10 protein-coding genes are annotated in these 15,142 nt (G+C 51.4%); 9 read left to right on the forward strand and 1 reads right to left on the reverse strand.

Translation table 11 applies throughout. The features are described 5' to 3' along the window. From QJ48_RS37625 to nagZ, 9 genes are all read left to right on the forward strand, one after another. The coding region (locus QJ48_RS37625) for a hypothetical protein (protein ID WP_054975900.1) at positions 1–665 on the forward strand (665 nt) is incomplete at its 5' end. A gap of 48 nt (positions 666–713) precedes the next feature. Continuing rightward, entirely contained in the window at positions 714–1,568 is an 855-nt protein-coding gene (locus QJ48_RS23430) for a hypothetical protein (RefSeq protein WP_054975901.1), read from the forward strand. A 491-nt stretch (positions 1,569–2,059) separates the two neighbouring features. Continuing rightward, positions 2,060–2,965: a hypothetical protein gene (locus tag QJ48_RS23435; RefSeq protein WP_054975902.1), complete on the forward strand. Its 906-nt coding sequence runs from the start codon at positions 2,060–2,062 to the stop codon at positions 2,963–2,965. A gap of 298 nt (positions 2,966–3,263) precedes the next feature. Further along, positions 3,264–4,742 carry a hypothetical protein gene (locus QJ48_RS23440; RefSeq protein WP_054975903.1) on the forward strand — a complete coding sequence of 493 codons (1,479 nt, stop codon included), beginning with the start codon at positions 3,264–3,266 and terminating at the stop codon, positions 4,740–4,742. Positions 4,743–4,852: 110 nt separating this feature from the next. Beyond that, on the forward strand, positions 4,853–5,455 hold the full coding sequence (locus QJ48_RS23445; RefSeq protein WP_054975904.1) for a CbrC family protein: 603 nt from the start codon (positions 4,853–4,855) through the stop codon (positions 5,453–5,455). Positions 5,456–5,629: 174 nt separating this feature from the next. Further along, positions 5,630–6,964 carry an extracellular solute-binding protein gene (locus QJ48_RS23450; RefSeq protein ID WP_054975905.1) on the forward strand — a complete coding sequence of 445 codons (1,335 nt, stop codon included), beginning with the start codon at positions 5,630–5,632 and terminating at the stop codon, positions 6,962–6,964. A gap of 71 nt (positions 6,965–7,035) precedes the next feature. Further along, the gene (locus QJ48_RS23455) at positions 7,036–8,859 is read left to right on the forward strand and encodes a sensor histidine kinase (RefSeq protein WP_054975906.1); all 1,824 of its coding nucleotides are present in this window, start codon (positions 7,036–7,038) and stop codon (positions 8,857–8,859) included. A gap of 20 nt (positions 8,860–8,879) precedes the next feature. Next, complete coding sequence (locus QJ48_RS23460; RefSeq protein WP_237763040.1) at positions 8,880–10,517, forward strand: response regulator; 1,638 nt, start codon at positions 8,880–8,882, stop codon at positions 10,515–10,517. Next, positions 10,507–12,114, forward strand: a complete 1,608-nt coding sequence (nagZ, locus tag QJ48_RS23465) for a beta-N-acetylhexosaminidase (protein ID WP_054975907.1) — start codon at positions 10,507–10,509, stop codon at positions 12,112–12,114. Before QJ48_RS23460 ends, nagZ begins: the two co-directional genes overlap by 11 nt. A gap of 509 nt (positions 12,115–12,623) precedes the next feature. Here nagZ and QJ48_RS23470 read toward each other — a convergent pair. Continuing rightward, the coding region (locus tag QJ48_RS23470) for an Ig-like domain-containing protein (RefSeq protein WP_054975908.1) at positions 12,624–15,142 on the reverse strand (2,519 nt) is incomplete at its 5' end.

Consider the following 15,142-nt stretch of genomic DNA (forward strand, 5'->3'; position numbering starts at 1 on the left):
GTATATTTCCAAATGGCACTTACAAATATTACATACGAAATTATAGAGAAAATGAAATTGGAACGAAGGTGATCATCGAGGGTGATAGGACTTGGATAATCAATGCAAACGTAGAGGATCATCTCCAAGCGGGCCTGAAAGGCAAAATCGTTGAGACGGACCGTTCCGAAGCCACATTATTTCAGATCAGCCAATATAAAAAAGCGGCAGTTGCAACAAATGAAGTGAGGAACTCAGAAAAATCAAGTCAAAATCCCAAACACGGCAGCGAAAAGGATCATGAGACATACACGAACAAGCCTTTTAACTTCTCCTTAACGATTCCTGCATCTTGGAAAGGGAAGTATGAAGTTGTTGAAAAAGAGGAAGGAGTTTTCTTCTATTTTTTGCCGGAAAACAAGGTGTTAGAAAAGGCGGAGCTTTTTGACATTCAGGTTTGGGGGACAGAAGTTGAGTGGAATGAATGGTGGGATCGTGGCGGTAAAGACATGGGCGTGCCATTTGAAAAAGTGGGGATTTTGAACGGTCAAGTTTTTATCCAAGCCGGACCGACAGAAGCTATATATCAAGGTTCGCCGGACGCCAAAAAAGACGGGGAAGAGTACGATAAGCTGCTAAAGGATATTAAAACCATTGCAAAATCTTTTAGGAAAAGTAAGAAATAATGGATAAGTTTTGAAAAAAAATGATTCTTTTTTATTGGAGATCATTTTATGTTTTTTCGCACAAGCATGATTTTTTATATCCTCATTCTTGCTATGAGCTTGTTTGGGTGCGCAAGCTTGAAGGAACGGCCTCACGATGTTGTCCCCAATCAGGCTGTTCAAAAGCAGACAGAGCCTGATTTGGGACAACCAGAGCCAAAAGCAGACGAAAACGGTCGTGAAAATAGGATTCAAGAAGCGGGGACAAGGAAAGAGGCTGGTTTGAGGCTGCTTAACGAATTTTCTTACTATGTTGCTAAAATAGAGCAGGGTAATGCGTCCAAATACAATTTAATCATGGCATCAGATAGGGCACGTGGACTTGCTAATTTCAACATAAATGATGAAACGGCAAAATGGTTGGCCCTTAAACAGGATGAAATCAAGAGAAACTTGAAAGATAGTCTTGTATATTCGGGATATTCTGTTTCTGGTGTTCATTTTATTGCATTGACTCACCCAATAACCCAGAAACAGCAGGCGTACAAAGAGGCAGTGAATCAACTGAGGGGTCTTGAAGACGAGTATGATTTTTTGTCAGACATTATCAAGAGAACGGATTCCAGATCTATCGAAACATCTTATTTTGCAGTAGATGTTTTTGCAGAAGATATGTTCGGAGAGAAAAAGGAGATAACGATAAAAAATATTTCTATACCATCTAAGAAAAGTAAAAGCAGCAGCATTTCAAAGCCTAATGATAAAAGACTGACTGAATCACTATCGATATTCAGGCGGGAAATCAATGATGACTTGATTATACCAAATTCCAAGTGGAAAATATTCCTGTTCAATGGTGATTCCCCAACAGATGAAATAATCATCCAACATGATGGAGAGCTTGTATCTTTACGACGTGAATGATTAGCTCTGTATTAACTTTGGTTTTCCTGAGAACTCTCGTTAAGGACTGGGATATGATGTATACATATATTCGTCATATTACTATAGCGAAGAAATGAAAGTCGTCCTCCTCCTTCTTTCAATAGCATATAATTAATTCTTGGAAAAAAAACAAATGCCTTTATAGAAAAAATAATGATGCAGGTACCCATAGTGATCGCTTGTTTATGAAGTGCTGCCGGTTGTATGGGCTGAATCATAAACACTTTACTCGTATTAATGACGAAGATTTTCGCCAGAAGCATGAAAACGCCAGTCACGTTGGCAAGTACACTGGAAATAATGAATTTCCATGAAACCGGCAGTAATCAAGATCCTACTAAATTAGATGATCCTAAGCAAAACGTAAAAATACATAATTTAAACACAAACTGGGGTCATCCGTATGGAATTATTAAAGAAAACATTTTAACAATACGGCGCGTTATTCCTAATTGAGGGTAATATTCAAAATGATAAAGAAAACAACGAGTGTTATTTTTAGTTGCATCATGATGTTAGTAGTTCTTAATGCTTGTGTCCCAACGGACAAGGAAGCCTCATCTAAACAGGAAATTGTGACGGAACAGGAACCAACGTCTACCAAATCCGGTGTGAACTCCGCTAGCGAATCCGTATATAAACCGGTTAATAGTGCGCCAAAAAACTACTACGAAGCTCTCGAACTAATCAATAAGAAATTTACTCAGATTATTCCAAACAAAATAGAGGAATTCAAGAAGTCCATCGAAAAATATGAAAATCACAAAAGCAACATCAATCTAATCGAAGCGATCATCAGCGGCAGTGTTTTTAATGGATATCAAATCATCGACGAAGAGACGGCCTCTTGGATTACAAAGAAACAAAAGTATTTAGCAGAACAATTGGATTCCTTTTCCTTGGTGTATTCGGATACTTCGTCAGAAGGCATCCAGTTTGTGGCCATTGTCCAACCGCAAATGGGCAACAGCTCTAAAAATTACCGGGAGGCGATCGGTCTACTGAGGGGTGATGAGAAGGAAATGGACGTATTATCCGATATTGGATTCGAGGAGCCTGATCATTATTTTGCGGTAGACATCTTGGCAAAAGATTTGCTGGACATCCATGAACAAATTGAGATTACAGATATGTATCTAACAGTCGAAGGAGACGAAAAAGTACCTTACGTTAAAGAAAAAAACGAAAGCAAGGGATTGCAGAAAATACTAAATACATATAACAGGGACGTTAACGTTTCGAGCTTGATGAAGAAAAATGATTGGAACCTTTATCTTTTCAAAGACCCGATCGTTGTTCCCGAAACGATCGTAATTGAAGTGAAAGGCATGTCAGAAAAGACGAAGAAAATAAATTTGAAAAGGACTGCATTTTAGAACAGGATTAAGTCAGTTGTTTACAAGCTCAGGGGATCAAATTATTTATATTTGAAGGATTTGGAGACATGACCTCGTATTTGCATCGATTCATTCGCGAAGAACAGGGATGTTACAGGGGGGAGCGGAGGTGTAGGTTTGGGATTGAAGGTGTATGGATCTGCCTCCTTTCATAAGCGCTAATCCGTCAACGATTCAAGTCACGATTAATGGGGAACAGGTCGAGTTTGTGAATCAATAATTTCCGAACTTGAATAAAATATCACGTTATTTACACTTTTTATACACGAGGTAAAGCATGCATAGACCTGAAACGGCGAGATTCTTATTATTTTTCATGCTGATTCTGATTTTTTTACTATTTTCTGTGGGTTGTAAAAATGAAAATGATTTAACTAAGAACGATGAACAGAATTCAACAACGATCAATTCCAAGATGCAGCAAGTGAATTCCCCTACGAACACTTCTCCTGCATTTGATCCCCGTAAAATCAAGGTCGGAGACAAAATAGGAAGCATGGCCGTGGCCTCTTACGAAAGGGTACGGACGGAGCTTTCTAACGAGGGAGAATATGTGGCTCAAGCCTTTGTCCAATTTACTGGCGAAGTTGAGGTAACAGGCACCTTCAAACGTTATCCTTTAGATCGGGAATATTTAGATGGTGAAGTTGTATTTCAAGTAGATGAAAATCAAAACTTCCCTCAAATGAGAATCAGGGATACACCTGAAGAGTTTAGGACCGACGAATGGATTGTTTTATCATTAGACGATGAAACGAAGCGAAAGTTCGGACCTCCCGACTCGGAAGGGAGAGCAACTTTAGTCTTGACAGATTACAAAATAGAATACGGCCCTACGGAGATCTCGGACCATGCGCAGCTAAAAAAAATCGTCAATATTAAAAGAAATAACGAAGCGGCAACAAAGGAATCTTCCAAAGGATCAAAATCTATCGAGATCATTGGCACGCCGATCAAGGAACAATCCTTTGCATCTATCCCTTTTGAAAAATTCGGCAGCAGTCAGTTCATCTCTGCGATGGAAGAAATAAATAATAAGAAAGTGCTTCATTTCTATGTTCAGGGGCCGAATCAAACGGTTGAATTAAAATATGAGCCGGCATCCCCTGATTCCATCCATGAAGTGAAAGCCGTTTCGTTTAAAGACGTCAATGGCGACGGATTAAAAGATATCATTATCGTTGTAGACTATACTACGGGTTTTGGCTATATGGGAGCCATTCCGATATCCGAGATTTTGATCTTTCTGCAGACGGACGAAGGATTTGTTGAAAGTAAAGCGCTCGAAGATCAAGTTTCTTCTGCAAGTCCGTATCGAATGCTGGATATTCCTACGGTATTGGAATTGTTAAAAAGCGGTTCAAAATCGGGAGCTTCGCAGTTTTGGGCCAAATTAGCAGCGGGAGACTATAGTTTAGACGGCTCGGATGAGTACGGGGGTTCAATACTAACGATTGAGAAAGTTTCCGACAACTCGATAATCTTCAGTCTCTCGGCTTTCCATGTTACTGGAGGAGACGAAGGGATCAAGAAGGGCAGCGTGAATATAGGGGAGCTTTCTTCAGTCACTGCTTATTTGTCGGGAAGCGAAATGATCTACCGAGACGGTGATTACGAACTATCGATTTCATTAAATTCGCCTGATACGATTTACGTCCGTGACAACGGAGTGAGCCGCTATGGTGCAGGCGTTTTCGTTAATGGGGAATATGGTAGAGAAAGGAAAACTGATTCAACAAAGAAGGAAACGCGATAATACTGGCCTGAGGTCCGATACAACGGCATTCCGACGTTTGAATAAAACGCAAGCGTAGTGTGGAGCGACCCCGGTAGATTAACGATCAAACAGAAAGGACGAAAACTGCAATGTGCAAAAATGTAATCGATGAGAACTTGCCCCATTTCAAATATCATCCCAACGCTTACCGGCTCGGACTGTTCAAGCAAGGTCCTGCACGTCGCTGTACGGTTTGCAACCGGGACACGAATTATGTTTACTCCGGACCGTTTTATTGCATCGATGACGTAGACGCGATCTGCCCATGGTGTATTCATGATGGACAGGCCGCCCAAAAATTTAACGGTACTTTTCAAGGAGCGGTCGAGTATAACGGTGGTTTGTTGTCGGTCGTCTTTAACGATGATACGAATCAATACATGTATTTTGTGGGCAATGAACAAGTTGAGCCTATCCATGACCGGTCGCTGCACGAGCTGCTATTTCGGACGCCAAGTTATTCAGCCTGGCAGGAGCCTCAGTGGTTGAGGCATTGTGACGATTTTTGCGTGTTTATCGGGTATTTGGACCAAGACCAGTGGATGGACCTTAAGGAAGAACTGAAAGAGGAAATGGAACGGTTGCAAGAGAGCTACGGGCTATCGCTGAATCATCCCGCTGACGATATTGGTCTTTATCTATTTCAATGTCTCACCTGCGGAAAGTACAGGCTGCATACCGATTACTCGTAACGTTCCCACCGCTTTCCTCTTCCTTTTTCCCCGCCGGCATGGCATACTCCAAATATACCCAATTCATTAGACGAATTTATCCCCCTGTTGTGAAAATCAAACCCTGCCGTCCGCGGCGGGGCGCGTACTATAATCGAAATTGGATAACTGGCGGTTCCCGAAGGAGGGGTACGGATGATAAACAAACGGCGGCCGCTCCAATTGACCTCGCTGCTGCTGTGTTCGGGCTTTGTCGCCGGGTGCGGTCAGATCCAGGCGCCGACCCCTGCGGGAGGCGATCAGACCAGTGGCATTAGACAGGCGAAGCCGTTCACGATCTCGCTGCGGCATACCCAGGTTCGTGACGATGCCAGGCTCAAGCTGAAGCTGCTGGAAGACGTGGCCAAAGGGATGGAAGCCGCCGTTCCCGGGCTGACGGTGGAGCTGGAGGGCATCGAAGACAAGGTGAACCGCTTCGAGAAGCTTCCGGCCGAGATGGCCGCGGGCTCGCCGCCCAAAATATTCGATTTGTTCGGCGGGTCGGATACGCAGAAGTATGTCAAAGCCGGACGACTGCTGGATTTGACCCCGATTCTGGAGGAGATGAAGCTCAAGGACCGCTTTTTCGATTTGGACGAGTTCACGGTGGACGGTAAAATTTACGGATTGCCGACGGCGTCCTTCGTAGAAGGCGTGTACTATAACAAGAAGATATTTAAGGAACTGGGCGTAGACGTACCCAAAACATGGGAGGAGCTCATCGCCATCGCGGAGAAAGCGAAGGCCAACGGCATTACGCCGTTTGCGCTTGCCGCGGCAGACGGCTGGGTGATCAACATGCTGATGAATACGCTTTGGGTGCGTACGGCCGGACCGGATTCCGTCCAGGGCTTCGTCAGCGGATCGCGCAAATGGACCGATCCCGACGTCCTTGACGGCTTCAAGCGCTACGAGCTGTTCGTCAACAGGGGCTACTTCCAGGAAGGCAGCCTCGGACTTAAATATGCGGAGCAGCAGTACAAGTTCCGCGCGGGCAACGCGGCAATGCTGTTCGACGGGAGCTGGGCGAGCGGGGCGATTGCCGATCCCCAGTGGTCGAAGATCGCGAACGATGTCGGCTTCTTCAACTTCCCGGATACCGGAGGGAAGGGCGACGGCTGGATTAACGGCAGCTACTCGAACGGCTACGGCTTCGCCGCGAACCTCAGCGAACAGGAGAAGGAAGCCGCCAAAGCGTTCATCCGCATTATGTACAGCGACGAAATGCAGCGGCGCCAATTGAAAGAAACCGGCGTCCTGCCCGCCATGAAGCTGATCGATCAGTCGGGGTTCTACCCGATTGTGGATGAAATCATGCAGACGACCCGGTTCAAGCAGTTTCCGGCGTTCGATGCGGTCGTTCAGGCCAAAGTCCGCGAAGCGCTCGAAACGGGCATGCAGGAGTTTGTCGGCGGCAAGCTGACGGCGGAGCAGGTCGTGGAGAAGCTTCAGCGGGTGCAGGAAGCGGCCAACAAAGAAGCGAAGAGATGACGCGGTTCGCCGGAAGAGCGGCAGCATAGTAAGCGAACCCTTCGGCATAAGAAAGGAACGACAGGCATTTGATGAATCTTCGGAAAAAAGTGTTTTTGGGGTTCATGGCGTTTATCGTGGCACCGCTGTTTGTGCTCGGAACGATCACGTATTTGCTGTCGCAGAGCATCATCCAGCAAAACTATGCGGAGCAGTCCGAATTTACGCTGAAAGCCGTCGGCCGCAATATTACGTACGTGCTGAAGGAAGCGAACTATTTCTCTCAAGCGTCGATGCAGCGGGAAGACATCCAGCGGATGCTCGGAGCCAAAGACGGCGTCGACGCCGTCACTTTGACTGAATACGACCGTTTGCTGCAGCGAACGTTTCTTTCTTATACTCCGGCTTACTCGGTGACGCTGTACGATTTTGAACGGCAGTCGTTCAGTCAGGGGAAAATCGGCTACAGGCCGCTTTCCTTCGCCGAGCTTGCGAAGCTGCCTGTGTTCGGCGAAGTGATGGCCTTGAACGGCGTGCCGCGCTGGATCGGTCCGCACGAATTCGAGAATTGGACCGGCAATAAGCTGTTATTTACGATGATTCGCGTGATCAACGACACGTATACGCTTGACAACCGCGGGATTCTGCTGCAGCAGTTTCAATTCAGCGAGCTGAACCGCATTTTCAACTATTTCGGCACCAGCCACAGCAACGGCGTCCGGTTCATGATCGTCAATCAGGACGGGCTGATCATGGTAGACAACAAGGATAAGCTTTCGGGGCAAACGCTTTCGTCGCATATCGACGGCTCGATCCATCTGGGCGGGGAATACGAGAGCGGCAAAATGAAGTTCGACGGCGTGGAAAGCATCGTCTCGGTGCATCATCTGGATTTGGACGAATTCGGCAAAATGAATTGGAGCGTCGTCTCCGTCACGCCTTGGGCGTATTTGTCCGGACGCTCGATGCAAGTGATCCAATGGATCGGTGCGATTACGATCTTGTCTCTGCTCAGCGCCCTGCTGTTCAACATGCTGTTTGTCGGGCGTATAATCCGCTTTATTTTGTACATTGTGAACTCCATGAAAAAGGTGGAGATCGGCGATCTCGGCATCCGCGTCGAAGCGAACAGCAAGGACGAGACCAGCGCACTGGCCCGGGGCTTCAACAGCTTGGTCGAGCGGATCAGCACGCTGCTGGAGGACGTGAAGCGGGAGCAGGAGCGGAAAAACAAAGCGGAGCTGATGCTGATGCAGGCGCAGATCAAGCCGCATTTTCTGTTCAATACGCTGGAGTCGATCAATGCGCTTGCGGCTCAAAACGAAGGCCGCAAGGTGAGCCGAATGGTTCAGCGGCTGGGAACGATTTTACGTGTTAGTTTTTACCATAAAGAGGAAATTCCGCTATCGATGGAAATCGATCATGTGCGCAATTATTTGGAAATCCAGAAATACCGTTTCGAAGATTTGTTCGAATATGAGATCGACGTGCCGCCGGCGTTGTTCTCGACTCCGATTCTGAAGCTGACGCTGCAGCCGCTGCTGGAGAACAGCATTCAGCACGGCTTCGAAGGGATGGAGAGCAGCGCGGGAGACGGCGATCCGGACCGGCAGAAGGGCTTCTTGTGGATTGCTGCGGAAGAGACGGAGGACGCTGTCGTGCTGTGGGTACAGGACAACGGGGCCGGTATCCCGGACGACGTGCTGCTTCGTCTGCATGGAACGCCGGGAAGCAGGTCCAGCGGCTCGGCGGAACCGGAATCTCCGATGCCGGAGGAGCGGATCGGGCTTGGCATCCCGAATGTGGCGGACCGCTTGCGCATCCATTACGGCAGCCGCTACGGCATGATGATTTGCAGCCGGCCGGGCTTCGGTACGGTCATTCGCTGCACGATACCAAAACGAACAACCGGGTGATCGCAATGAAAATCAAAGCCATGCTGGTGGACGACGAAATCAATATCGTACGCAATCTGGAGAAGGTCATTCCCTGGGAAGCACTGAACATCGAGTTGATCGGCACGGCGGCCAACGGGGCCAAGGCGCTCGATCTGGCCCGCGAAGGGAAGCCGGATCTCATCTTGTCGGATATCCGGATGCCGGTTATGGACGGCATCGAACTGCTGCGGCAGCTGAGAGAGTCCGGCTACGAAGGCGAAATTATTATGCTCACAGGCTTCCAGGAATTCGATTACGCCCGATCCGCCGTCAAGTATGGCGCGCGCGACTATATCCTGAAGCCGATCGATTACGAAGAGCTGCAGTTGGTCATCGAGCGGACGGCCGCAGGCATCCGCGAAATCAAGATCAACGAGCTGAAGGAAACGGCCAAGTGGCGGGAGCTGTCCGAGCTGGCTTACGAAAAAATTTTGCTCGATCTGCTGATGGACTATACGTCGTTTCCGCTGCACAGGCTTCGCGAAGAGGGGGACCGCTCTTGGCTCGACCAGCGCTATTGGATGCTTCTCGTCGATCTGGACGATTATTCGCAGATTGCGCGTCAGGACGAGCGGGAGCGCAAGCTGGTGCATTTTGCCGTGCGCAATGTGCTGCAGGACGCGCTTAGCTCGGAGCTTGCCGAATATGCGGTGCTGCTGACGCGGGAAGGGGAATGGTGCGTGCTTATTCCGCTCCCGGTGACGGGGCCGCCGAAGGGAGCGATGGCCGCCACCGCCACGGAGCGGCTGAGGGGATGGTCGGAGCAGGTGCAGCAAGCGGTGGAGCGGTACGTCAAGCTGTCCGTCAGCGTCGGGGTATACCCGTCGCCGCTTGCGGCGGAGGAGCTGGCGGACGCGTACCGTAAAGTGCAGCGCGGTCTCCAGCTCTCGCTGGAGAACCGGCACATTTTGATCCACGAGCAAACGGCCGGGACAGATGCGACGGGAAGCTCGTTCTGGGCCTTGGCCGACGGTCTCGCCACCGGTTTGACGCAGGGAGACTCCGCCAAGATCGAGCAGACGCTTGAGGAGCTCGGCCGCAGCATCAAGGAGGCCGGCGGCCACAATTCGATGCGCGCCGAGCAGATGCTGCATTTCCTGTGCCTGCATCTGCTGCGGGAAATGCGTTCGGTCGGTCTGCTCGGAAGCTCGCAGGAGCAAACCGTATGGGCCAAACTGGAGGATAGCTTAAACGTGAAGGAACTTGTCGAATGCGTACACCTGCTTATCCGGGAATGCCAGCAGGTCAGCACAGGCCGGCGCAAATCGCCCGAGCTGCTGATGGCTTCCGCCCGGGAGTACATTCAGAAGCATGTGGCCCGCGATCTGGGCGTAGAGGAGCTGGCTCAGCACCTGGGCATCAGCAACAGCTATTTCAGCCTGCTGTTCAAGCAGCATCATCAGGAGACGTTCCTCGAATACTTGACGCGCGAACGGATGGAGTTGGCCAAATCGCTGCTCCTCCACAGCGACAAGAGCGTTACCCAAATTGGCAAGCTGGCCGGCTACGCGGAGCGGCGGTATTTTACGAAAGTGTTCCACAAATATGAGGGGATGACCCCTACCGAGTTCCGGGAACGGGCCAAGCCGGGCGTGGCGGAGCTTGAGACAGAGGAGGAAGTTGCAGATGGTGTCTAAAGGAATCGGGGAGCTGACGCTCCGGCAAAAAGTCGGTCAAATGCTGATGTGCGGTTTTCACGGCACGGAGCCGTCGGAAGATATTGAACGTCTGATCCGGGAGGAGCATCTCGGCGGAATCATTTATTTTCGCCGCAATCTGACGGAGCCGGCTCAAGTAGCGAAGCTGTCGGCATCGCTGCAGCAACTGGCGCTTGCCCATGGAGACGTGCCGCTCCTGATCGCGATCGATCAGGAGGGCGGCATGGTGATGCGCATCGAACAAGGCGTGACGCCGATTCCCGGCAGCATGGCGCTGGGGGCGACCGGCGATGCCGAGGCGGCTTACGAAGCGGCGAAGGTCACGGGCAGCGAGCTGAAGGCGATGGGCATCAATATGAACTTCGCGCCGTGTCTTGATATTAACAACAATCCGCTGAACCCGGTCATCGGCGTCCGTTCGTACGGCGGGGATGCGGAGACGGTCGGCCGTCTCGGCACGGCGGCCGTGCGGGGCTATCAAGAAGCGGGCATCGCCGCGACGGTGAAGCATTTTCCCGGCCACGGCGATACGGGCGAGGACTCGCATACGGCGCTGCCGGTCGTGCCGCATCCGCGGGAGCGGCTGGACCGCCTGGAGCTCGCGCCGTTCCGCCGGGCGGCCGAGCTTGGCGTCGATGCGGTGATGACCGCGCACGTGCTGTTCCCGGCCGTAGAGCCGGAGCGGCTGCCGGCGACGCTGTCGTCCCGCGTCATCGACGGGCTGCTGCGGCAGGAGCTCGGCTACGACGGCGTCGTTGTCACTGACTGCCTGGAGATGAACGCGATTGCCGAGCATTACGGCATTGCCGAAGGCGCGGTGATGGCCGTGGAGGCGGGAGCCGACCTCGTGCTGGTCAGCCACCGGATTGAGCGGCAGCAGACGGCGCTGGACGCGCTCGTGCAGGCGGTGGAGAGCGGCCGCATCCGCGAGGAGCGGATCGACCGCTCGGTAGAGCGCCTGCTCGCGCTCAAGAGCCGCGTCGCGTCGGCAGCGGTCGCGGGCGCGGCGCTGGCGCCGGGCGCGAGCCTGGCGACCGAGGCGTCGCAGCGGCTGGCGGAGCGCATTGCCGAGCGCAGCGTGACGCTGCTGCGGGGCGAAGCCGAGCTGCCGCTTGACCCGGCGAAGCCGGTGCTCGTCGTCTGGCCGGAGGTGCGCGTCGGCACCGAGGTTGACGAGGTATTGGCCCGCCGCGAGACGGCAGGCTACTGGCTGGCGCAGCTGAATTACCGGGTGCGAGAGGAGCGGATCGGCGTGGAGCCGACGGCGGAGGAGCAGGCACGCGTGGTTGAGCTTGCCCATGCCGCGGAGCAGATCGTGCTAGTGACCTACAATGCCTCGTTCTCGCCGGGACAGGTGGAGCTTGCCAAGGTACTTGCGGCGCTGCCGAAGGCGAAGCTGGTCGTCGCTGCGGCGCGCAATCCGTTCGACATCAGCGTCTTGCCCGATGAGGTAACAATCTACCTCGCGTGCTACGAGAATACGCCGTGTGCGATGAAGGCGCTGGCCCGCGTACTGGCCGGCGAGCTAGCCGCTCAAGGCAAGCTGCCGGCGCCGCTGGAAGCGTCCGAAGGATAAATGGCTAAAAGCTATTCCTCCAAGGGGAAATTGGGGAATAGCTTTTTTCTTTTCGGTCGGAGCTTTTTACAAGCTACTTCAAACGTAAGGTCACGATGAACATGTTGATCATCAAGAGGGGCATTATTTTTTTAGAATGGATTTGTGACATAGAGATCTCCTTAGGGCGCCCGTGCCGAAGCCAGGAATTTGTTTAGCAACCGTGGTTAAGAAAACAGACAAGTGGCCGAGGTTGGAAAATAAAAAACCTCCTTATCCTTTTTCCGGATAGGAGGCGCACATGCGAACACAAATAAAGTACACGGCTTCGTCGGCAAAGCAAAGCCATGCTCTTTATTATGTATATATAAAAAAGCCCGCACGAATCCTATCCAGAAAGCTCGTAATGATTACGATCATTTCTTTTTGGCATAGGATTAGTGGATCATTGGGTGAATATAACGAAATTTTACAAAAAACAACGTCCGGTTCCCCTGTACAGAGGTTCCGAACGTTGTTCTTATTACCGGTTAGTTTACAGTCACAAGAATGGTCGTTTTCTTGCTCGCATAGCCAACGGTGATGGTGGAGCGGCCTTTTCCGGTCGCTTTAATCACTCCGTCTTTCACGTCGGCTACCCGAATGTTGGTGGAGCTCCAAAGTCCGGATACGGTCACGTCCAGATCCGAGCCGTCCATAAAGGTCGCTATCGCTTTGACATTCAGCGTTTCGCCCGGCTTCATATTCGCGGTAACGACATCCGTCTTCAAATATTTGAGACGGTCGATGTCGACCGGAATCGAGACGCTCTTGCCATTGAAGGTGGCGGAGATGGAAGCACTGCCGGAGGCGATTGCCTTCACCAGACCGTTCTCCACCTCGAGTAATTTGTAGTTGGTGGATTTCCACTGGGCTTGCGACGTGACGTCTTTTGTCGTGCCGTCCGCCATTGTAGCCGTTAGCTGAACCTGGAACGTACCTCCCGTTTTCATCGGAATGTAGCGCTTGTTCGGCACCAGGTCCGTCACGGAACCGATCTCGACCGGGATCGAGACGGTTTTTCCGCCGAATTTGGCCGTGATGGTCGTCTTACCGCGGGCCAAGGCGGTCACGACCCCTTTCTCAACCTGCGCGATCGTCGGGCTTGCCGAGGTCCATTCTGCCGTGCCTTCCACATCTTCGGCTTTGCCGTTGGCATCGGTGGAAGTCAGCTTGATCGTGCGGGTTTCGCCCAAGTCCATCTGAATGGAAGCCGGGCTTGCTTTCAGCGTGCTGGCCATATCGACTTGCACGGTAATCGTCACGGTTTTCGCATCGACTTTCGCGGTGATCGTCGTTTCACCCGAAGCGAGCGCTTTGATCGTGCCTTCGCTGACGGAAGCGACTGCCGGATTGGAGCTCGTCCATTCCGCATCTTGCGCTACGTTGTTCGTCTTGCCGTCCGTATACGTCGCGTCCAATTTGATCGTCCGGGTGTCGCCTTTTTTCAGAACAAGGCTGGTTGCGTCGGCGGTCAACGTTTTCAATACGCCGACGGACACTTGAATGGTCGTCGAGCGGTTGCCGAACTTCGCGGTGATCGTGGCGGTACCTGTGCCGATCCCCGTAATCATCCCGCCGCGCACTTCCGCGATTTGGTCGTTCGAGGAGGTCCACTCGGCTTTTTTCTCAAGGCCGTCTTCATTTACGCCGTCCGGATAAACGGCTTTCAGCGTAATTTGCTCCGAATCTCCGATTTGGAAATTCACTTTCTTTTTGCTAGGTACAAGAACATTAGGAATATCGACCAACACTTTGGCGGTCACGGTTTTTTCGCCGTATTGGGCTGTGATTGTCGCTTCGCCCGCTTTCACGGCGGTTACTTTGCCGCTAATGACGCTGGCGATCGTTTCCTTGTCGGAGGACCATTTCGCTTGGCTGGTCACATCTTCGCTGCTGCCGTCGCCATAGGTGGCGTCGAGTGTGAGCTGCTCCGATTTGCCCGAGTTCAAAGTAATCGTGTCTTTGCTCAGCTCCAAGCGGCGGGGCACGTCTACGTCCACGATGACCGTTACGGTTTTTTCGCCGTATTTGGCGGTGACGGTCGCTTCGCCCGTTTTGTTGGCACTGATTTTACCTTTGACGACATAAACGATCGTATCGTCGGAGGACGACCACTCTGCGCGATCGGTAATATCTTCCGTATTTCCGTTCGGATAGGTAGCGGTCAATTTCAACTGCTCAGTTGTGCTTTTCTTCATAAGAAGGTTTTGTTTGTTCAGGTCGAGCTTGATGGCGTTATCAACGTCCACTTTAATCTTGGCCGTCTTCGTTCCGTAGGTGGCGGTAATGTTCGCCTGTCCCGGACCGTAGCCGGTAATTTTGCCTTTGAGCGCATCGGCGACATCCGCGTTGTCGGATGTCCAGTCGGCGCTTTCCGTCACATCTTCCGTCGTTCCGTCAGGATAGGTTGCGAGCAGCCGGATCGTTTCCGATTGGTTCAGCAGCAGCGAAACCCGGGATTTGTCGGCATCGACGCGTTTGACCACTTCGACAGTCAGCGGAATCGATACCGATTGATTGCCGAACTTCGCCGTAATGGTGCCGGAGCCGGAACCTTGGGCGGTCACCTTTCCATTAAAGAGGGTAGCGATGGTGGCGTTGTCGATGGTCCATTCCGCTTTCGCGGTCACATCTTCCGACGCGCCGTCGTCGTAATAAGCCTTCAGGGTAATCTGCTCCGATTGGCCTTTGCGCAGATCGATTTTTTGCTTGTCTTTGATGAGCGATTTGACCCGCTTGGTCACCTTTACTTTGACGGGAACTTGCTCCGTCATATATTTGGCTGTAATGATCACGTCGCCTTCCGCTTTGGCCGTAATGACACCGGCGTACACCGAGGCGATGTTCGGGTCTTCGGAATTCCACTCGGTTTTGATCGTTACCGTTTCCGTCTTTCCGTTGTCGTAAATTGCAGTGGCTGTCAGGTTGGCGGTGCTGCCCACGTCCAGCGAAACTTCATTTTTGTTCAAAACCAGCTTCGTGATGATATCCGCGGCCGATGCGCTCA

It is taken from the genome of Paenibacillus sp. A3 (genome assembly GCF_001399685.1).
Lineage (GTDB): Bacteria > Bacillota > Bacilli > Paenibacillales > NBRC-103111 > Paenibacillus_G.